This is a genomic window from Aequorivita vladivostokensis (assembly GCF_000952855.1).
Taxonomy (GTDB): domain Bacteria; phylum Bacteroidota; class Bacteroidia; order Flavobacteriales; family Flavobacteriaceae; genus Aequorivita; species Aequorivita vladivostokensis.
Map to the genome: position 1 here is coordinate 287,950 of NZ_JSVU01000003.1, position 25,298 is coordinate 313,247.

Below are 25,298 nucleotides of genomic sequence, written 5' to 3' on the forward strand. Positions count from 1 at the left end.
ACTATTCGGTAGTGTTTTTGTTGGGGAAAGTAATGGTAAACGTGCTGCCCTTGCCCTCCTCGCTTTCAAAGATAATGGTGCCGCCGAGACTTTCCAAGTGGCTTTTCACAATGTTCAGGCCAATGCCGGTGCCTTGGTCCAGCAGCGCATTTTCAGCCCTAAAATATCTGTTGAAAATATATTTCTGCTCCTTTTCGGGAATGCCCATGCCCTCATCTATAATCTTTATGGTGAGCGCCTCCTTTTCCTTTATAACCTCCACATCAATCAAGGTATGCGCAGGCGAATATTTTATGGCGTTGTTTATAAGATTGGTAAGCGATAGCTCAAGGATTTTTTCATCAAAATTAACCGAGATATCGTCAATATTCTGTGGGTAATTTATGCGCTGGCCTTCCTTTAAGAGCATGTTTGCGTTGTAGATTACCTCGTTCACCACTTTGCTCAGCGGGAAAGTATCAAATTTATAAGTGGCCTTCCCTGATTCCAGACGTTCAATGGAAAGGAAGTCGTTCAAAATATTATTCAAGTATTTAACCTTACTCTGGATGGTTTTTAAGTGCTTTTCACGCTTGTCCTGTTGATCGGTTTCGGTGTATTTTCCCGCAAGGGTAGCCGAGGTGAGAATGCCGCTCAATGGGGTTTTAAATTCGTGGGAAACCAATGACAGGAATTTGGTTTTCAATTCGTTCAGCTACCGCTCCTTGCGCAGTGATTCCAGAATTTTGTATTCCGCCTCCTTGCGTTTGGCCACTTCTTCCTTTAGTTCTTTGATGGTCTGTTTCAGTTCCTTTGTGCGGGCCTCAACTTTTTGCTCCAATTGCATGTTGAGCTCAATAATTTCCCGCTCCTGGCCTTTCCGCACGGAAATATCGGTTACCAGCGCCATCACGTATTTGCTCCCGTAAATCTCAAACGGGTTAAGCCCTGCCTCCACGGGAAAAACGCTGCCATCTTTGCGCCGTCCGTACAGGTCGCGCCCGTGGCCCATTTGGCGCGGGTCGCTTTTTTCCAGGTATTCTTCCACTTGTTGGGTATGGCTGTGCCTGTATTCCCGCGGAATCAACAGATTGATATTCTCGCCCAAAAGCTCTTTGGGGCCATAGCCAAACATGCGGTCGGCAGCCTCATTGGAGGTTACTATTTCCTGCTTTTCGTTAACGATGACTATGCCTTCGGAAATGGCTTCGGAAAGAATCCTAAAAATATTTCCCTTTTTTTCCTCAAATACTTTCACGACGCTAAAATACGCAAATTAAACAGTTTTGGAATAACTGATTTATATCATAGATTAATACAGCTTGGTCTTCTATTTTTACCCTCTAAAACAACCTTGAAAAATTTAATCCTATGGGAACCATGGAGAAGCCACAACTGCTTTTTTACCAAAAAATGGGCGAGCTGTTTTATGCCATAGCCGCCGCCGACAAAGTGGTACGGAAGACTGAATACGATATGTTGAAGAAAATCGTTTCCGAGCAATGGAAAGACCTCGACGATTATGAAGACCCCTTCCATACCGATGCCGCCTACCAAATAGAAGTGGTCTTTGACTGGTTCGATTATGAACAATTGGACGCCAACGACTGCTTTGACAGCTTTGCCGATTATAAAAAGGACAATCCACAACTCTTTACCGACGAGCGGAAAAAACTGATCTGGAAAACGGCCAACGCCATTGCGGGCTCGTTCGCTGGGAAGAACAAAAGCGAATTGATCATGCTCGCCAAATTGAAAAACTTGCTGAGCCAGTAATCCTAAAAATTTCCTGCCTGTTTTCGGTATAAAAAAGGTTTGCGTATTTTTAAACGATAAATCGAATTAAAATGAAAAACCTACTGCCCTATCTCTTGCTCATCCTTTTTTTTGGGTGTAAAAACGATCCCAAAAAAGAGGAACCGCACAATGATACCGACTCAATTGAGGAAATAACGGATTCCCTAAAAGTTTCCGACAAAAACCTGGAAAATCAGCAACAGACCCTTATTCTAAAGCGCAGGGAACTTTTGGAAAAAACAGATTCGCGCGCCGAAATGGAAAATCTTTTGATTTCCAAATCGTTCAAAAAGCAGGGCGACCATTATCTTTTGGATTTTAAGTACCCCTACCTCAACGAGAAAATCAAACCGCAGTTTGAAAATTTCAACGAATACATCAGCAAATATTATCTGGATGCCAAAGGTGTCGAGAAACAGATTTTAGAGGAAAAGCGGCTCTGCGATTCCTTGGGAATTCCCAAACAGAACGAATTGCGGAAGGTTGACTACAAAATATACAACCTCAACGACCGGCTCATCAGCGTGCTTTTTTACAAAGAAAACCACTACACAGGTGCCGCCCACGCGGCCTATACGTTTGAGACCATGAATTTTGATCTGGAAAGGGCGGTATTTATGAATTATGAGGATTTTTTCAACAATGGTTCCGAGGAAGAATTGCGCGAGATTTTAAATACGCTTTTAAAGGAAAAAATCAATTCCGGCGAAATGTACTACGATTGCTGGGCCATTTCCGCAGATGATTTCTTCGATGCAAAAAACAATTTTGTAATCAACGACGATGTAGTAGAGTTCTATTTTGACGACTGCGTAATCTGCCCCTCCTATACGGGAACCTATTCCATCCAGATTCCGATGGAAATGCTGATGCCCGTTTTGCGGAAGTATAAAAAGAATCCTTTGATTGGTTGATTTATAAGAAGAAAGAAAAAAGAGGAAAGATACCCCAGCCCTAAAGGGAGCTCTCTAAGCTCCATAAAATAGAGCCGGCTATGCTCCCCTTTAGGGACTGGGGACAAAAACAAATGATATGAAAAGCAATTTTAAAGACATCATAAATTCGGAAACGCCCGTGCTTGTCGATTTTTTTGCCGATTGGTGCGGTCCCTGCAAAATGCTGGCGCCCATTCTGAAACAGGTGAAGGATGAATTGGGCGACGACGTAAAAATCGTAAAAATAGACGTTGACAAAAACCAACCCCTGGCTGCACAATTTCAGGTGCGTGGGGTGCCCACGATGATTCTCTTCAAAAACGGCAAGCAACTTTGGCGACAGAGCGGCGTCCTGCAGAAACACGAACTGGTCTCCATCATCAATCAACATAAAAATTGATGGAACTGAGCCAATATATAGACCACACCCTACTAAAAGCCACTGCTACGCCCGAAGACATTATAAACCTTTGCAATGAAGCAAAAGAACACAACTTTTATGCGGTTTGCGTAAACAGTTGTTACGTATCCTTAGCTGCAGAAAAATTAAAAAATAGCGACGTAAAAGTAGCTTCGGTCGTGGGTTTTCCTTTGGGTGCAAGAAGCCTTCACGCCAAGGTTTGCGAGGCCGAACAAGCCATAAAGGACGGTGCCGATGAAATTGATATGGTGCTGAACATCGGCTTTTTAAAAGCCGAGAAGTACAGCGAGGTGCAGAATGAAATCGCCGCTGTAAAAAAAGCCATTGGCGACCGAACCTTAAAGGTAATTCTGGAAACCTGCTATTTAACCGATGCCGAAATACGGACAGCCTGCCATATTTCAAAAAAGGCAAATGCCGATTTTGTAAAAACCTCCACCGGCTTCGGAACAGGCGGTGCCACGGAAGAGACCGTGAAAATAATGGTTGCCGAAGTAGGCGATAGTTTAAAAATAAAAGCCTCCGGCGGAATAAAAGATGCTGCCACCGCCAAGAAATATATAGAAATGGGCGTGAGCAGAATCGGCACTTCCTCGGGAATCGAGATTGTAACGGCCACTAAAAAAGACACAGATGAGCACACATATTGAAGCCAAGCCCGGAGAAATTGCAGAATCCGTTCTGCTGCCCGGCGACCCGTTGCGCGCCAAATGGATTGCGGAAACCTTTCTCGAAAACCCCAAATGTTACAACGACGTGCGCGGCATGTTGGGCTACACGGGCACTTTTAGGGGCAAGCCAATTTCAGTACAGGGCACCGGCATGGGCATTCCTTCGGCCTTGATTTACTGTCACGAACTAATCAACGATTACGGTGTGAAAAACCTGATCCGCGTAGGGTCTGCAGGTAGCTATCAAAAGGACATCAACATTCGCGACATTGTGATTGCGATGGCGGCATCCTCCACTTCGGGCATCAACAACACCCGCTTTGTAAACTGCGACTACTCGCCCACCGCCGATTTTGACCTGTTTATGAAAGCTGCGCTTTACGCAAGGGAAAACAACATTCCCATTAAGGCCGGAAACATACTTTCCAGCGACCAGTTTTATGAGGATGACTTCAACAATTATAAGAAATGGGCCGAGTTTGGCGTGCTTTGCGTAGAAATGGAAGCTGCCGGACTTTACACCATAGCGGCAAAATTCAATGTGAAGGCCTTGGCCATTTTGACCATTTCAGATAGTCTGGTAACGGGGGAAAGCACCACAGCCGAGGAACGCGAGGGCAGTTTTTCAAAAATGATTGAAATTGCCTTGAATACCGTTCTTTAAAAAATAAAAAACAGGAACCCAAAATTAGAGTTCCTGTTTTAAATCGTTAATTGTTGTCGATAGCAATTAACTAAATTAACTATACTTTAAAGGTCATTACCGGCAAGTCGGAATGGTTTACCACATCCTCACCTATGCTTCCTGAGAAGAAGTGCGCCAGCCCTTGGCGGCCCTGTGTGGGCAGGGCGATAATATCGGCATTGCTCACTTGACTGTAGCCGAAAATTCCCGCTTCCACAGAATATTCGTTATACTGTACCACCTTGTTTAATGTTTCCAGTGGGTTCTCTTCGCCCGCGCTCTTTAAAAAGTTGAGGATGCGTTTTTCTATTTCGCGGGTACTGCGGAAATCACCCGCCAGGTTCACATAGAGCATTTGCATTTCAATTCCCAAATCTTCAAACATTTTTTGGGCGCGCTGGTAGGGACCGATTGAGTTTTCCAAAAAGTCGCAGGCAAAAACCCCAACTTCCGGGTTGAAATATTCATGACGGTGCTTTATCACCAAAACGGGGATTTCGGAAGTGCGCACTACTTTTTCGGTATTGCTTCCCACAAAAACCTCCTTAAGGCCAGAACTGCCGTGCGAGCCCATGATAATTAAATCTGCTCCAAACTCGCGGGCCACATCGTTCAATTCACTGAAAATTTTATAATTGTGTACCGCATCGGTTACGGTTACGTCTTTTAAATAGTCTTTATCCAGAAATTCGGCAAAGCGTTTTTCAGCCAACTTCATATAATACATCGCCTCAAAAACTTCCCTACTTTCATCACGGGTTACCACGGCGTCGCTCAAGCCCATCATGTGGACCGCAACGATTTCCGCATTCTTTCTTTTGGCTATCTTGGCAGCCACCTCCATTGCGTATTCGGAATGCGGGGAAAAATCAACGGGAACTAATATTTTTTTCATGATCTGAAATTTAATGGGTTGTGAATTTTGCTTTTCTTTTTTTAAGCTGCTTTTCCAAATCGGAAATGGTTTCCTTGGCGGCCGCCTCAAAAGTTGTTTCCTTGGAAGTGGCAAAGATTTTTGGGCCCGGTAGGCTCAGCTCCATTTCGCATATATTGCCTTTGCCGTACACGTTGTTCTCCATTTTAAAGCTTACATCGGCACGAATAAGCCAATCATACTTTTCAGCAAGTTTTTGAAGTTTGTTCTCTACATATTCACTCATCGCCTCACTGGTGGGCATTTTCACGTATTGAATGTTTATAGTCATGGTAATTTGAATTGGTTTATATTCCAAATATATTTCTTATTTACCGATTTTGAAATGACCAATATCATATATGGAAGGGTTTAATACCAAAGGGTCTCGAAATCCAAAAATAAAATCCCCCCAACTTTTTAGTTGCAGGGATTGAAGGTTAAAAATGAAGGAAAGTAATCTATGCGCAGCAACTATCGCCTTCCTCTTTTACGCCAAGTTTTTTGAGGATTTTTTCCATCAAACACCAGCGGGTAAATGATGATTGCAGTAGGTTAGCTCCCACAAAGGCTGTGAACCACAACCAATTGATATTCACGTACACGGCCAACAAAAGGCTGATTAAAATAAAAGTTCCGGCAATTGCTCTGATATATCTGTTTATCATATTGTTTATTGTTTATTGTTTATTGTTTATTGTTTATTGTTTATTGTTGCAGGTTGCAGGTTGCGGTCTTTAGTTTTTAGTTTTCGGGTTAAGGAGTTTTAAAATTTTAGGAGCAACTCATAACGCATAACTCATAACTCATAATCCATAACTAAAAAACCTAGATACTCCGTTCAATAGGCACCACCACTGCGTGCATGGGGTTGTTGGTCTCCAGGTTTTCGTTGAATTTCTTTACCAATTCGAAAAACAAATCGATTTTTTTATCTTCGGTAAATGAGAAAAACATGCTGCTGTCCGCCCCACTTTTTTGGGAGGGAAACCAGCTGGCGTTCATCATAAACGAAGAGGTCCCATTTTTATAGCCCTCAATATCGGAACCACTAAAGCTCTCAATATTCGCTTGTTTAAAAAGTCGCAGCACGTCTTTCTGAAATTCGTCCACAACGGTTACTATTAGTAGTTTCATTGGGTTATTTTCTATTTTTTATTGTTATTGTTTATTGTTATTGTTTATTGTTATTATTTATTCAAAGTCATACAAACCTGACTGTCCTACGTCCTACGTCTTATGTCTTATGTCTTATGTCTTATGTCTTAAGTCTACTTTCTTTGTTTCTCATTTAAATCTCAAATCTCACGTCTAAAATCTCACGTCTAAAATCTCACGTCTAAAATCTCACGTCTCAAATCTCATGTCTAAAATCTCACGTCTCAAATCTCACCTCTCAAATCTCACCTCTCAAATCTCAAGTCTCAAATCTCACCTCTCCCGTCTATTTTCAATCATATAATAAACCAACGGCACTACAAGCAAAGTCAGTACTGTAGAAACAATAGTTCCGCCCATCAGCGAAATGGCAAGTCCTTGGAAAATTGGGTCAAACAGGATTACAAAAGCACCAATCACCACCGTTCCCGCAGTCAATAAAATTGGGGTTGTCCTTACGGCTCCCGCTTCTATCACGGCTTGCTTCAATGGAATTCCTTCGGCAGTTCGCAAGTTTACAAAGTCAATCAACAACACCGAGTTTCGCACCATAATTCCCGCTAGGGCAATCATCCCGATGAATGAGGTTGCGGTGAAAAACGCGCCCATAATCCAGTGGCCTAGCACAATTCCTATCAACGACAGGGGAATGGCAACCATCATTACCACAGGTGCCTTAAAGTTTTGAAACCAACCCACGATCAAGATGTAAATGATGATAATTACGCCCAAAAAGGCAATCCCCAAATCGCGGAATACTTCCAGTGTAATCTGCCATTCGCCATCCCATTTTACGGTGAAATCGTCTTCATATTTGGGCTGTTCCAAATACAACTCGTTCATCTTGTAACCCGTGGGCAACTCAATTTCATTAAGTTTATCGGTCATCCCCAAAATAGCGTAAACAGGACTCTCGAGTTCTCCCGCCATATCCGCCAACACATAAACCACCCGTTTTTGGTTTTTGCGATAAATACTCTTGGCGCGTGTGCTTTCTTGAACAGAAACCAAATCGCCCACAGAAAGCATATTGCCCTGTTTGGAAGCAATCTTCAACTGCGAAATATCCTGGATGGTGGATTTTTCCTTTTCATCCAAAGCAAGCAATATTCCCACCTGATTGGTGGCGTTTTCATCGTATAGATGGGTTACTGGCCTATCCGAAAGCGCCATATTCATCGTATGGACAATCTGCTGTGGTGCCACGTCGTAGCGCATGGCTTTTTCCTTGTCAATGATAAATTCGTACTCCTTTTGGTCGGCTTCTACCATCCAGTCCACATCAACCACATCCTGGGTTTCGTTCAAGATGTTTTCTACCTTTTTGGCCACGGCAATCTGCTGGTCGTAGTCAGGACCATAAATTTCTGCTACGATAGTTGATAACACGGGTGGTCCCGGCGGCACTTCCACTATTTTAACATTGGCGCCAAACTTTTTCCCTATCTCTTGGATCCCGGGTCGCAGTTGTTTCGCGATGTCGTGGCTTTGCAGGCTACGGTCTTCCTTGCCTACCAAATTCACTTGGATATCGGCCATATTGCTACCCCCGCGAAGGTCGTAATGGCGTACCAAACCGTTGAAGGTTATCGGGGCCGAAGTGCCCACGTAGTTTTGATAATTTACAACCAAGGGCTGTGTGGAAAGGTATTGTCCAATTTCGCGCGCAACTACTGCTGTCCTTTCCAAAGTAGTTCCCTCCGGCATATCGATCACTACCTGCATTTCGTTTTTATTGTCGAAAGGCAGCATTTTTACGGCTACCGATTTGGTAAAAAACATTGCCACAGACCCAAACAGCAACAGCACGGTAACTCCCAAAAACAGCCAGCGCGTCTTTTTGTTTTCAATCAAAGGGGTTTCAAGTTTTGAATAGATGCGATAGATAAGCGTGCTTTCCAAAGGTTTTTCTTCTTTTGGCGCTTTTCCTTTCCCACCACGGCGGGCAGGCTTTTCTTTTTCTCTTAGGAAAATGTAGCCCAAATAAGGTGTTATCGTTAAAGCCACAAACAATGAAAGTATCATCGCGATGGAAGCTCCTATAGGCATTGGCGACATATACGGCCCCATCAAGCCCGAGACGAAAGCCATAGGCAATACGGAAGCGATTACGGTAAAGGTTGCCAAAATGGTTGGGTTCCCCACCTCGTTTATTGCATAAATAGCCGCTTGCTTAAACGGCAGGCGTTTCATCTTAAAATGCCGGTGCATATTTTCGGCTATGATGATGGAGTCGTCTACCACGATTCCCGTTACAAACACCAAAGCGAAAAGTGTGATCCGGTTCAGCGTATAATCAAGCAAATAATAACTCAAAAGTGTCAAGGCAAACGTAATTGGTACTGAAAGAAATACCACCAAACCACCGCGCCAGCCCATTGCGAGCATTACAATCAAGGTAACGGCAAGGATTGCGCCTATCAGGTGCATCAACAATTCCGAAACTTTTTGGGAAGCGGTTTCCCCGTAATTTCTCGTAATTTCTACGTGAACGTCGTCGGGGATTAGGTTGCTTCGCAAATGGTCAACCTTGTCGATAATCACATCGGCAATTTTCATCGCATCGGCACCTTTCCGCTTTGCTACCGAAATGGTTACGGCGGGATATTCGGAAGGATACTTTGAAGCATTTTCACCAGCGCCCCCAAACCCAAAGGAAACATATTGTCTTGGGATTTCGGGGCCATCAAAAATAGCCGCGACTTGTTTTAGATAAATGGGTTGGTTCTGCTGTACGCCCACTACCAAGTTTTCAACATCGGTTGCGGATTTTAGGAAATTCCCGGTGGTAACCAAAAACTCCGTATCGTTCTTATCAAAACTGCCCGAGCCCAGTTGCTGGTTGTTTGCCTTTATCATTTCGGCAACGCCCAAAAAGTCGAGACCGCTGGCAGCCAGTTTGTCCTTATCCAACACTATGCGCAACTGTCTGTTCCTTCCGCCAATTTTATCGGTGAGGGAAACTTCATTTACCTTTTCAATTTCTTGGGTAAGTTCATCGGCAAGCTGCTTTAGCTGGAAATCGTCGTAATTCTCGCTCCACAGCGTTATCCCGAGCATAGGCACATCGTCTATGGCACGCGGTTTTACAAGCGGCATGGTAACGCCTGGAGGCATTAGGTCCATATGCTTGTTCATTTCGTTGTAAAGTTTTACGAAGGAACGCTCAATATCCTCGCCCACATAAAACTGTACAATTACCATCGCCCCTTCCTTGGAAGAAGTGGAATACACATACTCCACCCCGGGAATGTTGGAAACCAGTTTCTCCAAAGGTTTTACCACCCTCGATTCCACTTCGGTCGGGGAGGCGCCGGGATAGCCCACGAAGATGTCGGCCATGGCCACATCAATCTGCGGTTCTTCCTCGCGCGGTATCAAAAACGAACTGTAAACGCCAATGACCATAAACACGATCATCAGCAGTACCGTGAGCTTGGAGCCTATAAATAATTTGGCAATTTTGCCTGCTAATCCGTCCTTCATCGTTATTGTTTAATGGTTACTTTCGCTCCGTTAAAAAGTTTTCCTTCGGAAGAAATAATATAGTTTTCATCAGCGGCAAGGCCCGAAAGCACTTCCACATTATCGCCAAACGTGCGACCAAGGCGCAACCAGCGCAGTAAGGCGGTATTGCTTTGGCTCACGGTGTAAATGCCCGTCAATTGTCCGCGCTTTACCAAGGCCTCCTTTGGCACCATTACTGTGGTAACATCTGTTTTCTTTTCTATGGGAAACTGAACCGTGGCGTACATGCCCGAAAGAATATCGGCATCGGTTTTATCCAAAACTACTTTTACCAAATATTGTCCGCCCGTGTTTTTGGCCGAAGTACTCACTTCGGTAACCGTTCCTGGTAATATTTTATCCGAAGATTTTACAATTACTTGCACATCACTTCCAGATTTTATTTTTGAAATCTCACTCTCTGGCACCGAAGCCGTTACTTCAAAATTCCCTGGTCCTTCCACTGAAATCAATGGCACCCCGGGATTTGCCATATCGCCTGCCTCAATGAATTTATTGGTAACTACCCCGCTAAATGGCGCGCGAAGATTTACATAGGCAAACTGCGATTGCACTTCGTTTTTCATCTGCTTTGCCCCTTCCAATCTGGCCTTGGCCATTTCGTATCGGGCGCGTTGGTCGTCGAGTTCCTTTTGACTCGCGCTGTTTTCGGCGAAAAGATTTTGGAACCGCTGATAGTCCTTTTCGGCATTGTTAAAAGCCGCTTGCGCTTCGGTAATCCCGGCACTGGTCTGGGCTTGTTTTGCGGATAGGTCTGAATTGTTGATACTCACCAACAATTGTCCTTTTGCCACCTTGTCGCCCACATTTACGTGTACCTTATCCACAAAGCCCATCATCCGGGTGCTGAGGGTGGCGCTGTTGGCGGCCTCTATCTTGCCGCTGGCGGTTAAAAACGGGGAATTGTTTTCCGCAGCTACTGAACTCACGGTTACTGGCACTGCAGAAGTATTATCTATATTTTTTTCTTCGGAAGCATTGCCGCAGCTGGCTAGGCTTAAAACTCCGAGGAAAAACAAACTTGTGTATAGTGACTTCATATAAATATTTTTTAAATCTTTTTGATACTGTATTTAATTTCGATTTTTGGATTTCGATTTCGTCTGTCCCCCTGGCCCCCAAAGGGGGAATTTTACTCGGGTACATATTTAAATTATTTTTAATTTCCTTCCGATTGCTATCGGGATCAATTTCATTAGTTTTTCGTTAAAAATTGAAGGTATGCCAAGGCGTAATTATGTTGAAAAACGGTATTAAAATATTCCAACTGCTTTTGGGAATACTGTGTTTCCGCCATTAAAAGATCTGTGGTTTTTTCCAGGCCTTCCTTAAATCTGTTGGTGCGGATGCGCAAGGCTTCCTTTGATTGCTCCAATGCCAGTTCGGTCAATTTTAAATTGTTCTGCGCATCTTGGAACATACGTTTTGCTTTGTTCAGCTCCAATTTGCTTTCGGCTTTGTATTGCTCCAATTCCAGATTTGCCTTGTTGAATTCGGCTTTGCTTTTTTGGGTCTTTCCGAAGCGTTTTGAACCCTCAAAGAGATTCCAGGTTAAAGCTGCGCCAAACAAATAACCATTGGCATCTGCCTGAAAAATCTGGTCGTCGTAAAGCTCATAGCTTCCAAAAGCATTCAGTCTTGGCAGAAAAGTCATTTTATCGGCCTTGTAATTTTGTTTATAGGCTTCGGCAGCAAACTCCATCGCCTGAATATCGGCTCTTGAATTGGAAAGGGTTTCAGCGGAATTCAATTCCGAAGCAACCATTAAGGAATCCGTTGGTTTTAAAACTCCGGCAACTTCCTCGTTCATCAATACGGCAAGATATTCCGAAGCGTTTATCACGTTGCTCTTGGCGTATTGCAATTGGTTCTCTACCTCAGTAACGCGCACCTGCACTGCCAAAACATCGCTCTGTTGCAAATATCCCTGCTTAAAACTATTGTTAGCCAATCGCAGGTTTTCGTTGGCCGCACTCAATGCTTTTTCTAAAACATCAACGCTCTTATACGCCAACTGCAACTGCATATAGGCTTTTTCGGTTTCGAGGGCAAGGTAATCGCCTGTGCGCACCAACTGCATTTGGGTGGCTTCCCATTTTGCCTTTGCGGCTTTTCGCTGGAAGATACCATCCACATTTATCAGCGGCTGCTGCACCTCAAGCTTTGTGGTAAACATATTGATCTGGGAGGGATCGTTCAGTTTGTTAGGATCAAAATCGGCTTGGGTCACTATTTCCTGGTTCAGTTTAAACCCAAAGGCCATCAACGGATTGGTGGTTGCCATTCCGCTGTGCGAGGCTGTGATATTGGGAAGGAACACGGCGTTCGTCTGGTTGAAATCGCCTTTGGCGGCAAGCACCTGCTGTTCGCCAATCTTCAGCTTGTTGTTTTGTTGGATCACCTTTTCCAGCACTTCGGCCTTGGAAATGGGAACGGTTTGCTGCGCAAAAACCATCGCTGGCAGCACCCCAATTAGTATAACTATATTTTTAATCTTCATTTTAATAATTAATTTGGTGCAAACATACTTCAGAAATAAGGACTGGTCAGTAACTAATGTTACCGAAGACGTATTGATTGTGGGTTGTGGGTAGTAGGTTGTGGGTAGTGGGTAGTCGGTAGTCGGTAGTCGGTAGTCGGTAGTGAATGTTGAAAATTGAGTATTGTATATTGAATATTAATCCCTCAACACCACCCTATTATATCAAAAAGAGACTGCCTATTAAGACAGCCTCTTCCCTAACCAATAAAATCTGCACTTATCAGGAACGAACCAACCACGAAACGTCCCTAAATACTTTTAATAACCTTGGTCAATTTTTTTTGCACGTCCTTGGCTATTTCCGCCAAGGAGTCATTTTCCACCGCCATCATGGATGCCGCGGGATCTACCGCCGAAACCTCAACGGTGCCGGGCTCGCGTTCCTGCACTATCACGTTGCAGGGCAGCATAGTGCCAATCTTGTTCTCAGCCTGTAATGCCTGATGTGCCATTTGTGGGTTGCAGGCGCCTAGAATGGTGTAATTGTAAAAATCGGCATCCAACTTCTTTTTTAGGGTAGCCTTTATATCTATTTCGGTCAACACGCCGAAACCTTCTTCCTTTAAAGCTGCCGTTGTCCTTTCAATGGCATCTTCAAAACTTGTGTTTTTTAATGTTGTACTGATGTAATAACTCATAGCTTTAGATTATTTAATTTATTTGAACAATCTGATACAAATGTAAGATTGATGTTTGGGAAGTTCTGTAACAAAGATTACACAACCGAAGATTTTTAATTGTTTGTTGAATAAATCCTATTAAGGATGTCTTGATAGTTCAACGTAAATTTTCCTTGACGTAGGACTTTAGGACATATGACGTAGGACTTAGGCCGAAATGGATTCGTTCTATATTTCTCATAGGTAAAGCGAGTCCTAAGTCTTAAGACCTCTTGTGTTGTTTCAAGACACTCACGTTTCAAATTTAACATCTCACGTCTCAAGTCTCACGTCTCACGTCTCACCTCTCAAATCTAACATCTAACCTCAATTCGCCGGGGTAATCATAATATGTGAACGGTGGGTGCCCGCATCCATCAGCCAGGGCATGCCGGGGGCTTGGGGTTTTGTGGGCAGCCCGGTGCTTTCACCCGTCATATAGGGTTTGTAGATTACGTAGCGTATTTTGCTTTTAAGAAGTTCGCCCGTTTCGGCGCTATAGTCATTTTCCTCGCCGGCCAGCACATAGACCATTGCGGGTTCCTCGGGCATTTTAAGCATGCCCGCCTCTATTTCGGCCTTTCTGACCTGCTGCTTTTCCTCGTTTGATTTTCCTTCGGCCACCAACTCACGGCCACGGGCCATAAAGGGTTCCAGTTCGGCGCCGTAACAGGCTACGCTAATGCCCGCCTTGTTAGGGTCGTCTGCCAGGCATACTATTCCGTTGTTGCCCTCGCGCAGGGTGACGAGCCTTCCTTCTTGGTTATAGCCCAGAACCGTGGCATCTTCTCGATACATTTCGGGGGCGGCCAAGACGGCGGTCTTAATTTGTATGTCTTTTGGAAGGATCTTGTTTTGGGCGAAGGTGGAGAACGCCACTGCCAAAACGAAAAGAGTCATTAGTTTTTTCATAGTCCGTAGATTTTAAAAATGAAAGCTTAAGATACGGATTTTTGGGGGATTATGGGAGTGGGTTGTTGCGGAGACTGATATGTTTTAGGGGCAATGGATTTGGGCACGCTTTGCAAATGCGCGCCAATTAGGGGTGCCAGCCCGGGGTTTTTGGGGATTGTTTAGTGGGATATGGAGATTTGGGCACCACGAATGCACGAATTATTTGGTTTTTAGGAGGTTGGGGTTTGATAAATTTCTAAATAGAGACACGCATGGTAAACGCACCAGCCAGAGCCTAGTCCCCAACGGCTACTAAAACGTGTATGAACACAGGCAATTACAGGTCTTTTTATAGGTTGGGGGAAGTAGGAAATACACTATTTTAAATTTTGTAGGAAAAAGCACCTGTTTTCTTACAATCTAATGACTTTGCTATGGCTTTGCTATGGAGTATCCGTGAAGGTGATCCAACCTTGACCCGTCCTAAAATAACTATGACCCGTCCTAAAATAACTATACAGGTTAAAGAATAAATCCTGAAAGGACTAAACAACATATTTTTATGGTTTTGGGCGTGAGATTTGAGAGGTGAGAGGTGAGACGTGAGACGTGAGACTTGAGATTTGAGACTTGAGATTTGAGACTTGAGATTTGAGATTTGAGATTTGAGATTTGGCCACGCATTGCAAACGCGCAAAGGCGGGGATGGATTTGGTCGCATATTGCTCCCGATAGCTATTGGAGCCATGTGCCAGTTGGAGAATGTTATTTTCGGTCTTTGTAATGGGAAACAAAACTTGCTTTGCTATATTTTTTAACTATAAGTCCATTTCCATACCTTAAATTTTCAATATTACGGTAAACATAATTATCACCAATATCAAAAAATAAAGGAGAATTCGCGTGTTGCCACCTTTTATGTTTATGCTTCCAAACCATTAAGAGATAGGGTTGGTTTAAGTGTTTATAAAGTGTTGATTGCAAGCGGGATTTATATTCTTCAGAGAGCGAATAGCCCATTAAACTTTTACTTGAATGCTTTACTTTTTCTCTTTCTTTTTCCAAAATATTAAGTAGATTATTGGCTGTATCCGAACTATATTTTTTTTTGAAATAATCAGGAAAATATCTTTTTTCTATATTTTCAAAGTAAGTATACACATCGTCATCATCCATTAATTCTTCAACTTTTTTTTGCTTTCCTTGTTTAGACAATTTGCTAATTTGCTTAAATCTTGTTTCCATATAAGCGTGCTCGCAATCGTAAACTGCATTTCCTATATCGTTGTGAAAACTAATATTGTCTTTATAAGGGTGAACATCAACAATCCATATCATTTTTTTGTAAAAGGATTCGCGGGCTTTTATTTCATCAATATGAATTGGGGAATGCTGAAATTCCAAGACTACATCAATGGGTTTTAAATAAACATCGGCTATATGTTTTTCCCCGCTTTTTGGATCGTGTAGGATGATTTCTTGGTGGTTGGCATCAAATTTATTTTTCCACTCTCTATGCCATTCGGTTTCGCCTTCACTCCAAGAATCGCATTCAACAGCATTTATATGTTTCCAGTGATGGACTCGTTCTGATCCACAATAGGCTCTCACAGGGCTGCTGCAACAAATACATATTCCTACTTCTGATGGTTTTGCTGTTTTTTTTATACCATTTATTAGGGCAAATTTCATTTTTAGGTTTTCTGTAAATAATATTGAATAAATTTATCCAACACAATCTTTGAACTCTTTCCATGTTTATCAATAGCTAAGGTTACTGCGGAACATTCATTCATACTGAGTTCGCTATTTGAACTTTTATAGTATTTCCCTCCATTTATTGAAAATTGTTCACCTGGATAGACTAATGCAACCTTTTTGGCTTTAAAATATTTTTTATATACATAGAGTTGTCGTAAATCCTCTGGACTTGGATTTTTACCGTTTAAGTTTTTCCATTTAGTATCTAGCACAATACAATTATCTTGGTCTTTATTGATAACAATATCTGGAATCATCGTGGAATTATAACCATTGTTGGGTTTCCAGAATTTTTTACTTGATTGTGGGCTTATGGTATAATCATTACGCAATTCTGTTCTGAGACTTACATAAACATACTGCTCCCAAAGTAAATTCATATCAAACATCAACGCCAACAAATTAGTGTTGCCAGAAGAAACATCCGGATGGTAATTGAACAGTAATAGATGTGCTATCTCAAGAGCATTTTTGTAAGGCTCGGTTTTCCTTGTATATTGAAAATTATTGAAAAAAGATTCAGAAACAGTACAATCTGATACTTCGGGAAAATTTAGCTCCAGTGCTCCTAACCTACTGGTGAGCATGGAGTTTGTATTTATAGTGCGTATTAATCGAATAGTTTTATAAAGGAGCTGATGTATTTTATGATCTAAATCGTAAACGGTCTGGCGGACATAAAACCGCTCCTGATGGACCAAATTCTTCTGGATGTGTTTACCGAAATTAATTGCTCCTTTTAAAGCAAGTGCATTTCGTTCTACTTTTCTATATTTTTTTATAAGTCCGCTGTGGAGCAGGTATTCTATTTCATTTATAAAAAGTTCAAAATAAAGATCTAAAATAGAATTGCTTCTTAATTGTAATGTAGAAGAACTAGGTGCGTGAATATTAAAAACACCAACCGTCTTAAGTATGTTAATAAGTGTTTTTTGCCAAAGTGCTTTGTCCTCACTTTTATCCGCTTTCGGCAAAACCTCAACGGTAAGGTCGCCAACTTTTATTACACCTACATATTCGTTGAATTGAATGCCGTTATGAATCAGTTTATAGTATGGAACTCCTTTTTCTCCATAAAAAATTTGGAAGGATTTCAATTGTTCTGGTAAAAGTTTATCCTCTCCTTTATGAACCCATAAGCATTCATGTTCAAAAACTCGTATTGGATTTTTGGAATTAGCCATTTTGTTTAAAGACATTTTTCACTGCTTTAATAAAGTCCAGATCATCCATTTTGCTCACGTTTTTTAGATGGTAAACATTACGATGCATTAAACCGCTGCTGTCATAATCATTAAAAGGAGCAAATATATCTTTGTCGTTGCCTTCTGTTAACTCAAAAAATCCATCACCCAGAACCAAACCTAACTTCCCATAATCGCCAAAAAAGTATTCCTGAAGCAGTGGCAATACTTTATTGTGGAAAACCTGCTTTAAATCTGCAGCTTTATTTAAGCCCATAAAATAGCTGTGGCCAATCATATGGTCTTTGTCTAATAATTTTTCAATTCTATTATTGATGGTGGATAGTAAATTGGGAAGATTAACTCCGTCGATAACTTCCAATCCTTTTCCTTCTTTTATTTTTTCAGGCTCGGGTGGCATTTCCACAAAACTGAACCTACGCCTTAAGGCTGTGTCCAAAGCTTCCACAGAACGGTCGGCGGTGTTCATTGTGCCGATTATGTAAAGATTGGGTGGAACACCAAAAGAGTCTTTGCTATAAGGCAATGTTGCGGTTAAGGCTTCGTCCTTTCCAAGACGTTTATCTTCTTCAATCAACGTGATTAATTCACCGAATATGGCAGAAATATTTCCTCTGTTTATTTCATCGATAATAAGAACATAGTTTTTTCTATCAATACTTATATTTCTTTTATATCCATATTTTGATTCTAAATGGCCTAGAACACCCTTAAAGTAACCTTCCCATCCTATGAACTTTTTTTCTCCATTCAATTCTTTCAAGAGATTTTCCTTGGTAAGGGTACCTTGTTTAATTTGGGTCTTTCCTGTATGAAGATTTAAGTTTTCATTTTTGTTTAATGAAATTCCGAATGTTTTCCCCGTGGGAGTTTTTAACTCTAGAATGGCTTCTGGATCGGATGACAACGATTCTATAAATTTATTATAGGAATCATCAAAACTTCTCTGACTCGGTGTGTTTGCCTTAACCGCCAGTGTTTTAAAAGTACCATCAACAACTTTATAGATAATGTGATCTCCTTCCTTCTCTGGTTCTAATGGTTTTATGCCTTCAATAAAATCTTCGTAAGCTGTGCTCTGGTGAAACGTGGTAAATACAATTTGCCCTGTTTCAACCAATTCTTTATACAGTTTTTTTACTTCTTTTCTAGGAAGACCCTCTGTTTTTACTCCACATATTTCTAAAGCATTATTAATGGTATTGTATGTTTTTCCAGTACCTGGAGGCCCGTACATAATTGTATTTAAGGCGCTTTCACTTTCATGGCTTTTCGAGTTATCGGTTTCATTTGTTGGATTTGCTAATATTCTTTCCACGTTATGAATTGTATTTAAATCTGTGATTTTATAAACTGTAGTTAAATTTCCCTGTTCATTTTTAAAGTTCACATTGGTTGTTTTCCATCTTACGGATCTTGTATGTGGAAAGTCTTCTCCACCATTATAATTGTAGTCATCGTCAACTAAGCCAATACCTAAAATATCAAAACCATCTTGAGCTAAAACTACATCTCCAATATTTATATTTTCATAAAAATTATATATTTCTCCAGCTTTCCTTGAAGCCACGTTTTTTTTATTTTCGTTATAAAACCCTTCATCATTTAGAAGTTGTAAAATATCCTTCTTTGATTTTATATCTTTTTCATCAAGATCACCTATCTCTGCCCACCCAATAGATACTTGGTTCTGTTTGTGCATTTGAGACCAATAACTCGTGGTGTCATCTTTGGTGCCAATGCGCCAATACGCTCTAGTAATACCAAGTTCTTTATCTAAAGTAGTATAAAGAATGTCTTGGGCTAAGATTAGATGATTTTCATCCTTAAAACCGTCTTCTGGAAGCAACTGTTCTATCAGTGCTATAAGTTCATTATCTGGACGGACATAATCTTCAATAAAACCATCAACCAATTCAAGATAATGTGTGTATTTCTTTAATTTAGGACGTGCCTTAACTTTTAAAAGTTTACACAGTTTTTGATAAAATGAATTTTTATAAAAGGTATATTTTGTGGGATTATGAAATGTCAATAGTGTTGACATTGTTCGCTCATCATGATGATGTGAAAATCTTTCTTCTGTAATTAGTTCTCTGTATATTTTAAGGGTATTGTTTGTAAAAGTCTCCAAACGTTCCTGCAATGCTAAATCTTCATCAAAAAGAATTTTAAATTGTTCTCTATATCTTTCCTCCCGTTCATTTACTATGTGTCGCATTACATCAATCCCTTTGTAATATATTAAGTTGGCAAATTCAATTGAGTATATTTCGTGTTTAAAATCCTTCACTTCGGTATTAGGACGACCACCATATTTACCCAAAAGTCTCCATTTGTATATTTCGTCATTTATACCATTTTCCTTTATGTGTTTTTTGTAGGTTTTTATTAATTCTGTAAGAGGGTCGTATGGTGAAGATTTATCTATAAGCTGAAAGCCCATCTTCTCTAAAAAATCATTAGTGGGCCAGCCACCACCTCTGGGCCAATCATAGGAGCCGTCAAATTCATACCGAGCATAACGCATTACTTCCTTTGGCGGATATGGTTTTCCATCGACTATAACATTCCATCTTGTTGAAGGTATTAAATCTTGGTTTTCTTTTTCAATTGCTTTAACTCCTTTATGAACGTGTTCTTTAGTTATTGAATTTGGATTGAATTTCATTCCTAATGTATTTAAATTTATTTTATAATTTTTTCAACACTTTTTTATTAAAACAATACATTGAATTTTTCGATATTTTTTTTTATTACTACTGTAATAATGCTTATTTATTTTTTGACGCTAAGACCTTTTTTTTATAATTATAATTTTCTGCTAGCTTTTTTGCATAGTTGGTTATAGCATCCATTTCATATTTGGGAGTTGATGTATCTCTCAATTTTTCCATATATATCTCATTAATTTTCTTTCTAGAAATTCTATTGTAAAGCACCCGTTTATGTATTAAATCCAATCTATTTAATTGGCATATTTCAATTGTATTGGCTCCTTTAATACTACCATCTTTAGGGGTGCAAAAAATTCCATTTATTTTTATATGTTTTGAATAATTATCAAAAGTGGGATGAACTATTTTGAAATCTGCGCTATTTGTTGGATAATTTTTGTAAGCATTAGAATAAGTAACGTGATCATTCAGAAGAGTATTTTTATCTCTTTTTTTTGTATTACACCCATAGCAGCTGAGACAGAGGTTTTTGGGATGAAACATCCAAAAAGTTTTGTGCGATTTAGGCACAATATGTTCTATTGGATCGCCATAACCCCCAAAATTTATAGGCATTCTACAGTAAGCACATTTATTATCTTGAAAGATTGAATAATGCTTTTTTATAAATACTTTGATACTCTTGTACGAAGGGCTCGTCCACGATGTAGATTTTCTTGGTTTGGGTATTGGCTTATCATAAACCAACCCATAATTATATTTTAATTTTTGATTACGCTTCCAAGTCATTAGCTATAACAGTTTTTAAAACTTTGTAAAATGGATCTTGCCTATGTAAATTATCGAAATTGTATTTTCTTAATTCTTCTTGAGCATCCGATATTTTTTTATGATCTGGATTTGTTTTAGACATTTCATCTAAAATTTCCTGAACCTTTAAGGACAAATAATAATTTCGATCCGTGGGCATCTCGAAAATTTCAAAAAGAATTTGTTCAGCTGACCAACCTTCTGTATCAATCATCTCTAGATTTTTAACAATTAAGTCGCCATTATTGACATCTCGTTTTAAAGAGGTAATAGAGGAGTTTTTATGGTCCAAATCTGAAACAATAAAATGTGAATGTGAAGCAATAATAAAATGGCTGTCTTTAAATACTTCTATAATTGGTTTTAATGTGTGAATTAATTTGTTCTGCCAATTAGGGTGCAAGCTTATTTCTGGTTCATCAATAATTACAACTGAATTAGGCTCTATATTAGCAATGATTGAAGAAACAATATGTAACATATGTATCTCTCCAGAACTAGCTTTTTGAAAGTCATAAAATACATCCCTATAAACTTCAAATGAATCAAAAGAAGCAACATCCAAATCAGATAAAAATTTAAAATGTTTAAAATGCTCTTTAAACTTAGCGTTCTGTTCATCATCTTTAGTTTCCGTCCAATTATATTCAAATTTAAAATCAAGTGTTAATGATCTACCATCAATAGTCTCTTTATCGAAAAGGTTTATTAATAAGTTTAATAAATCACGAACTGAATTGTTGTCATTGATAAATCTTAAGATTGACTCATCGCCAAATTTCTTTGTTTTATTATTTTGACTAATAAATTTCTCTAGTAACATTCGAAATTTTTCAATCTGTAATTCATTTGGATTACTATTTTGGTTGGAAGTAATTTCAACAAGAAGGGGTAAAATCTCTTTATTCTTAAAAAGTTTATTATAATTGGGTCGTTTTGCGTAGAAAACTGTGATTCTTTTTTTTAAAAATAATTCATCAAAAACTCGATCTAATAGAATAACCTGATTTTCTTTATTAATTATTTTAGAAAGGTTTTTAAAAATAGTTTCAATTGGCTTATTAATAAAAATATTATTTGAAGCCGTTCTTAAACCCCCATACACATAAAAGTCTGTTTTTTTTGAAAAAGGAAAATCGTCATTAAATGTATACGCATTTGCGATTAATCTTTTTGGTAAAAATTGTTGTTTTTCAAATCCAAATAGTACGGCATCATCATTTAAAGATAAACGAGAGTTAATATTATCAAATATTGAGCGTGTTTTATTATTTAAAATGTCAATTTTAAAAGTGAAGTCTAATTGGGATTTACTAAAAGGATCAAAATCATCAATATAGTTCAAAATTTCACTTATAGCAATTAGTGTTTTAGTTTTCCCTGTACCATTACCCCCAATAATTAATGAGATATAAGCAGATCTGCTTTCTTCACCAGGATCTGCTAATGATATATTATGATTTCCTAATACCGGATGATTATAAAATTGAATAGAAATAATTTTATACATAAGCTCCTATTTATATTTTTTAATTTCCTCCGCAACCCTACCCAACTCAACTTCTTCAACCTTATAAGTTTTAGGCTTTTTAAGAGGTTTGACTGCGCTCACCCTAAAATTTTTCTTTTTGCCTATGGGCTTGACAGTTTGTTTTTTCAAAGCCTTTATCTCCTCCAACAACTCCCGCGCATCCCCATCACTCTCCATCTGTGGCACAAGCTCGCCTTTAAAGGCTTTGTGCAGAATGGCTTGCGGTAATGTATCTATTTTTTGTTTTAGGGCTTGGTATTGTTGCTCGATGGCATCTGCTTTGGCAAAGAGGTTTTTTATTCGGGCTACTATTTCCTGTTGCTCTTCTATACTTCCAATATAAACTGGAAGTTCCTTAATTCTTGTTAATGCCAATTTACCTTGCGCAGCTGATTTTATTGATTGCATCATATTTTCAAAACAAATTGATGATTGTAACCAAAGTGCTAAATAATCGTGATCAACTCCCTTTTCCAAATCAGTAATTTTCGCAGCATTTTCAGTTAAATTGGCCCCATCCATCTCAAAAGGAATAATACCCGCATCTCCGATTTTCGCACCTACTATCGTTATATACAAATCGTTTTCCTTTACAGTATATCTCTTAATTTTTTCTTGAGTCTCAGGCAACAAATACCTTAAATTTTCAGTCAACACTGATCCTTGTTTTAAATCTCTAGCACGGATGTAAGGTAAACCTGTATCTTCATCAACTAAATCATGACCTTTCGGAAGTCTTTTTCCGCCTTTAACTTTACCTATGTTATCAATAGTTGTATGAATCCAGCCATTTGGAATAGGATGTAAATAAAAATTGGTATTTTTTTCTACTTTTAATGAAGTTGTATATTCCTTATTAAGTTCTCTCCACTCCGCCGTCAATTTCCCCGTAACCGCCTGCGTCAACACCTGCTGCCTAAAATCTTTTAAAAATTGGGGGATTTTATCTAAGCTTTCTTTTATCTGTTCCAACTGCCCAAATAATCGATCTAGTTTGGCAACAATGCGGGTTTGTTCAGGTAATGGGGGGAGAGGAATTAATGTATTTTTTAATATTGTTTGGTTTATATTCTTTTGAGCAACACCTTTACCTTCACTCAGTATCGAAGAGGATAATTCCAATAAAGAGTAGGTTATATATTTTTTATTGATGAGCTCAGAAGGCGTAATACCTGCAATAGCCTGATTTGTAGTCGCTTCAATTTCCAAAACTCCAATTCTTCCAATTGTGGCAAAAATTGTAAATAATATTGTCCCTTTTGGAAATATAGTAGCTGATGAATTTTTTAAACCCTTTTCCGTTATATACTCCGTTGCTCGATCTACAGATAGGCCTTTTATGTCAGAAATTTTAACCCAAGGAATATCTCCATTCCAATATGACGAATTGCTTCGAGCTGGTGTACCGCCACTTTGAATCTTCGCTAAATCATCCAACGGGCAAAAGACCCAATTCTTTGGTAATTCCTTCTCCATTATCCCAACTCCTTTATCATCGCATTCAATTGTTCCGTAATGCTATTAATTTCCTTTAAAGCCTCTTTGGCAATGTCTATAGGTTCGCCTAGATCTTCAGAGTTGCTAATGCTCTCATCCGCAATGAGACCTAAATCTAAACTGTCATTCTTTTTAGCTATGGTTTCTCTAGGTATGCATTGCCAACGTTCATCTTTTATAGCCTTACGTTTTTCGTCGCTTATTTCGCCATTGTATTCTTTTTCTAATCTATCTACTGTTATACCGCCAGTATAGGCTTTTACAAAACCTTCAAAAGCATTTTCTATAAAAGGGGTGCGCTTGCCATAGTTGGGAGTGTTGGTACGCATATCGTAAAACCATACATTTTTGGTGTTGCCGGTTTCGGTGGCTCCTCTGGTAAAGAAGAGTACGTTGGTCTTTACACCTGCTGCATAAAAAATACCCGTAGGCAAACGCAACACGGTGTGCAGGTTGCATTTATCCATAAGGTCACGGCGTATTTTTTGGCCATCACCGTCCTCAAACAAAACATTATCTGGCAAGACTACTGCCGCTCTTGCCTTGCCATCTTTTTTTAGGCTTCGGTATATATGCTGTAAAAAGTTGAGTTGTTTGTTGCTGGTGGGAAAGGTAAAATCGTCACGGGTAGGACGTTCGCCTCCTTTTTTTGTTCCAAAAGGCGGATTGGCGAGTACGCCGTCAAAATCTTTTAACTTTTTTCCGAATTCGGTTAAGGTATCTGCTAAATAGATACGGCTTTCCATTCCGTGCAAACGAGCGTTCATCAGTGCCAAACGGTGGGCATCGCCAACAAGTTCTACGCCGCTAAAGGCTTCTTCTTTTTGAAACTTGCGAGCATTTTCGTCTAGATTAAAATTTATATCATACTTTCTATCTAAATAAGCATAGGCGGCAATCATAAACCCAAAAGTGCCTGCTGCGGGATCGTTCCAGCGTTCTTTTAATTTTGGCACCATCAAGCTCACCATAATATTAATAAGGGGTCGTGGTGTAAAATACTGCCCTGCCCCGCTCTTTTTTTCACCTGCGTTTTTTTCCAATAGGCTTTCGTAAATATCGCCCATTACGTCTCTGTCGCTTTCTTCATACCAGTCCAATTGGTCTATAGCCTGAACCAGCGTATTGAAGTTTACGGGTTTGCGTAAGCTCGTGGAAGCATCTGCATATATTTCCTTGATGCTTTCACTGGTGGTTTCGGCACTAATTTCTGCAAGGAATTTGCGGTAGCGCAAAAAGGCTTCGTTATTGTCGTGTTCGTTAACAAAACTTTGCCAGCGGTAGCGTTCAGGGATGTGGTTTTCAAAGTCCTTTACTTCGCTTAGCTTTAAGAATAGTATAAAGGTAAGTTCGTTAAGGTATTGGTGATAGGTTACGCCATCGTCCCGCAATACGTTACATAGATTCCATAGTTTTTGGGCAATTTGGTCGGCGCTCATAGAATTGATACTGATTTTCAGGTTTTTATTTTTCTAGTTCCTCTCCCTTTTTCAGGGAGAGGTGGGCTTTCTTTTTCGCTAGAAAAGGAAAGGTCGGAGAGGGTGCACTCAATATCTAATTATTATGATTTGTAGATTTACCCCTTCCGTCTTTTCAAAACTGCATTTGGCAGTTTTGAAAAGCCACCTTCCCCT

The 25,298-nt window shown here is 39.9% G+C and carries 21 protein-coding genes and 1 pseudogene; 5 read left to right on the forward strand and 17 right to left on the reverse strand.

The window, feature by feature from the left end; all coding sequences use genetic code 11:
- Window position 1 precedes the first annotated feature (1 nt).
- Window positions 2-1,237, reverse strand: a pseudogene (locus MB09_RS06285) (ATP-binding protein).
- 113 nt (window positions 1,238-1,350) lie between these two features.
- Here MB09_RS06285 and MB09_RS06290 point away from each other — a divergent pair.
- From MB09_RS06290 to deoD, 5 genes are all read left to right on the forward strand, one after another.
- A complete protein-coding gene (locus MB09_RS06290) occupies window positions 1,351-1,755 on the forward strand; it encodes a hypothetical protein (RefSeq protein ID WP_045080034.1) in 405 nt (134 codons plus the stop codon).
- A 71-nt stretch (window positions 1,756-1,826) separates the two neighbouring features.
- Window positions 1,827-2,690 (forward strand): RsiV family protein, encoded by an 864-nt coding sequence (locus MB09_RS06295; RefSeq protein WP_045080035.1) that lies wholly within the window; start codon window positions 1,827-1,829, stop codon window positions 2,688-2,690.
- Window positions 2,691-2,808: 118 nt separating this feature from the next.
- Entirely contained in the window at window positions 2,809-3,111 is a 303-nt protein-coding gene (gene trxA, locus MB09_RS06300; RefSeq protein ID WP_045080036.1) for a thioredoxin, read from the forward strand.
- The gene (gene deoC, locus MB09_RS06305) at window positions 3,111-3,782 is read left to right on the forward strand and encodes a deoxyribose-phosphate aldolase (RefSeq protein WP_045080037.1); all 672 of its coding nucleotides are present in this window, start codon (window positions 3,111-3,113) and stop codon (window positions 3,780-3,782) included. The genes trxA and deoC overlap by 1 nt, the downstream gene beginning before the upstream one ends.
- Complete coding sequence (gene deoD, locus MB09_RS06310) at window positions 3,766-4,467, forward strand: purine-nucleoside phosphorylase (RefSeq protein ID WP_045080038.1); 702 nt, start codon at window positions 3,766-3,768, stop codon at window positions 4,465-4,467. Before deoC ends, deoD begins: the two co-directional genes overlap by 17 nt.
- A 79-nt stretch (window positions 4,468-4,546) precedes the next feature.
- Here the strand turns inward: deoD and MB09_RS06315 are convergent, their stop codons facing one another.
- From MB09_RS06315 to MB09_RS06390, 16 genes are all read right to left on the reverse strand, one after another.
- On the reverse strand, window positions 4,547-5,383 hold the full coding sequence (locus tag MB09_RS06315; protein WP_045080039.1) for a universal stress protein: 837 nt from the start codon (window positions 5,381-5,383) through the stop codon (window positions 4,547-4,549).
- 10 nt (window positions 5,384-5,393) lie between these two features.
- Window positions 5,394-5,693 carry a ribosome hibernation-promoting factor, HPF/YfiA family gene (gene hpf, locus MB09_RS06320; protein WP_045080184.1) on the reverse strand — a complete coding sequence of 100 codons (300 nt, stop codon included), beginning with the start codon at window positions 5,691-5,693 and terminating at the stop codon, window positions 5,394-5,396.
- Window positions 5,694-5,862: 169 nt separating this feature from the next.
- Window positions 5,863-6,069, reverse strand: coding sequence for a YgaP family membrane protein (locus MB09_RS06325; RefSeq protein ID WP_045080040.1), 207 nt, complete (start codon window positions 6,067-6,069; stop codon window positions 5,863-5,865).
- A gap of 160 nt (window positions 6,070-6,229) precedes the next feature.
- Window positions 6,230-6,538 carry a hypothetical protein gene (locus MB09_RS06330; RefSeq protein WP_045080041.1) on the reverse strand — a complete coding sequence of 103 codons (309 nt, stop codon included), beginning with the start codon at window positions 6,536-6,538 and terminating at the stop codon, window positions 6,230-6,232.
- Between the two features lie 294 nt (window positions 6,539-6,832).
- On the reverse strand, window positions 6,833-10,045 hold the full coding sequence (locus MB09_RS06335) for an efflux RND transporter permease subunit (RefSeq protein WP_045080042.1): 3,213 nt from the start codon (window positions 10,043-10,045) through the stop codon (window positions 6,833-6,835).
- A gap of 2 nt (window positions 10,046-10,047) precedes the next feature.
- Window positions 10,048-11,127, reverse strand: coding sequence for an efflux RND transporter periplasmic adaptor subunit (locus MB09_RS06340; RefSeq protein WP_045080043.1), 1,080 nt, complete (start codon window positions 11,125-11,127; stop codon window positions 10,048-10,050).
- A 155-nt stretch (window positions 11,128-11,282) separates the two neighbouring features.
- Entirely contained in the window at window positions 11,283-12,587 is a 1,305-nt protein-coding gene (locus MB09_RS06345; RefSeq protein ID WP_045080044.1) for a TolC family protein, read from the reverse strand.
- Window positions 12,588-12,877: 290 nt separating this feature from the next.
- On the reverse strand, window positions 12,878-13,267 hold the full coding sequence (locus MB09_RS06350; protein ID WP_045080045.1) for a DUF302 domain-containing protein: 390 nt from the start codon (window positions 13,265-13,267) through the stop codon (window positions 12,878-12,880).
- Between the two features lie 348 nt (window positions 13,268-13,615).
- A complete protein-coding gene (locus MB09_RS06355) occupies window positions 13,616-14,200 on the reverse strand; it encodes a hypothetical protein (RefSeq protein ID WP_045080046.1) in 585 nt (194 codons plus the stop codon).
- A 747-nt stretch (window positions 14,201-14,947) separates the two neighbouring features.
- Complete coding sequence (locus tag MB09_RS15435; protein ID WP_052671305.1) at window positions 14,948-15,874, reverse strand: competence protein CoiA; 927 nt, start codon at window positions 15,872-15,874, stop codon at window positions 14,948-14,950.
- A gap of 2 nt (window positions 15,875-15,876) precedes the next feature.
- Entirely contained in the window at window positions 15,877-17,127 is a 1,251-nt protein-coding gene (locus MB09_RS06365; RefSeq protein WP_045080186.1) for an McrC family protein, read from the reverse strand.
- Window positions 17,120-19,819, reverse strand: coding sequence for an McrB family protein (locus MB09_RS16275; protein WP_052671307.1), 2,700 nt, complete (start codon window positions 19,817-19,819; stop codon window positions 17,120-17,122). Before MB09_RS16275 ends, MB09_RS06365 begins: the two co-directional genes overlap by 8 nt.
- Window positions 19,820-19,922: 103 nt before the next feature.
- Window positions 19,923-20,441, reverse strand: coding sequence for a hypothetical protein (locus MB09_RS15445; RefSeq protein ID WP_052671308.1), 519 nt, complete (start codon window positions 20,439-20,441; stop codon window positions 19,923-19,925).
- A 157-nt stretch (window positions 20,442-20,598) separates the two neighbouring features.
- Entirely contained in the window at window positions 20,599-22,146 is a 1,548-nt protein-coding gene (locus MB09_RS06380; protein ID WP_045080047.1) for an AAA family ATPase, read from the reverse strand.
- A 6-nt stretch (window positions 22,147-22,152) separates the two neighbouring features.
- Window positions 22,153-23,643 (reverse strand): restriction endonuclease subunit S, encoded by a 1,491-nt coding sequence (locus MB09_RS06385; protein WP_052671309.1) that lies wholly within the window; start codon window positions 23,641-23,643, stop codon window positions 22,153-22,155.
- A complete protein-coding gene (locus MB09_RS06390) occupies window positions 23,643-25,103 on the reverse strand; it encodes a class I SAM-dependent DNA methyltransferase (protein WP_045080048.1) in 1,461 nt (486 codons plus the stop codon). Before MB09_RS06390 ends, MB09_RS06385 begins: the two co-directional genes overlap by 1 nt.
- Window positions 25,104-25,298: the final 195 nt, after the last annotated feature.

Bases quoted from the DNA above. Each gene is read 5' to 3' on its own strand.
- MB09_RS15445 (WP_052671308.1), bottom strand. From the start codon at position 20,441: ATGCCTATAAATTTTGGGGGTTATGGCGATCCAATAGAACATATTGTG.
- MB09_RS06350 (WP_045080045.1), bottom strand. From the start codon at position 13,267: ATGAGTTATTACATCAGTACAACATTAAAAAACACAAGTTTTGAAGAT.
- MB09_RS06385 (WP_052671309.1), bottom strand. From the start codon at position 23,643: ATGGAGAAGGAATTACCAAAGAATTGGGTCTTTTGCCCGTTGGATGAT.
- trxA (WP_045080036.1), top strand. From the start codon at position 2,809: ATGAAAAGCAATTTTAAAGACATCATAAATTCGGAAACGCCCGTGCTT.
- deoD (WP_045080038.1), top strand. From the start codon at position 3,766: ATGAGCACACATATTGAAGCCAAGCCCGGAGAAATTGCAGAATCCGTT.
- MB09_RS06315 (WP_045080039.1), bottom strand. From the start codon at position 5,383: ATGAAAAAAATATTAGTTCCCGTTGATTTTTCCCCGCATTCCGAATAC.
- MB09_RS06345 (WP_045080044.1), bottom strand. From the start codon at position 12,587: ATGAAGATTAAAAATATAGTTATACTAATTGGGGTGCTGCCAGCGATG.
- deoC (WP_045080037.1), top strand. From the start codon at position 3,111: ATGGAACTGAGCCAATATATAGACCACACCCTACTAAAAGCCACTGCT.
- MB09_RS06355 (WP_045080046.1), bottom strand. From the start codon at position 14,200: ATGAAAAAACTAATGACTCTTTTCGTTTTGGCAGTGGCGTTCTCCACC.
- hpf (WP_045080184.1), bottom strand. From the start codon at position 5,693: ATGACTATAAACATTCAATACGTGAAAATGCCCACCAGTGAGGCGATG.
- MB09_RS06325 (WP_045080040.1), bottom strand. From the start codon at position 6,069: ATGATAAACAGATATATCAGAGCAATTGCCGGAACTTTTATTTTAATC.
- MB09_RS06330 (WP_045080041.1), bottom strand. From the start codon at position 6,538: ATGAAACTACTAATAGTAACCGTTGTGGACGAATTTCAGAAAGACGTG.
- MB09_RS06390 (WP_045080048.1), bottom strand. From the start codon at position 25,103: ATGAGCGCCGACCAAATTGCCCAAAAACTATGGAATCTATGTAACGTA.
- MB09_RS15435 (WP_052671305.1), bottom strand. From the start codon at position 15,874: ATGAAATTTGCCCTAATAAATGGTATAAAAAAAACAGCAAAACCATCA.
- MB09_RS06335 (WP_045080042.1), bottom strand. From the start codon at position 10,045: ATGAAGGACGGATTAGCAGGCAAAATTGCCAAATTATTTATAGGCTCC.
- MB09_RS06365 (WP_045080186.1), bottom strand. From the start codon at position 17,127: ATGGCTAATTCCAAAAATCCAATACGAGTTTTTGAACATGAATGCTTA.
- MB09_RS16275 (WP_052671307.1), bottom strand. From the start codon at position 19,819: ATGAAATTCAATCCAAATTCAATAACTAAAGAACACGTTCATAAAGGA.
- MB09_RS06340 (WP_045080043.1), bottom strand. From the start codon at position 11,127: ATGAAGTCACTATACACAAGTTTGTTTTTCCTCGGAGTTTTAAGCCTA.
- MB09_RS06380 (WP_045080047.1), bottom strand. From the start codon at position 22,146: ATGTATAAAATTATTTCTATTCAATTTTATAATCATCCGGTATTAGGA.
- MB09_RS06295 (WP_045080035.1), top strand. From the start codon at position 1,827: ATGAAAAACCTACTGCCCTATCTCTTGCTCATCCTTTTTTTTGGGTGT.
- MB09_RS06290 (WP_045080034.1), top strand. From the start codon at position 1,351: ATGGGAACCATGGAGAAGCCACAACTGCTTTTTTACCAAAAAATGGGC.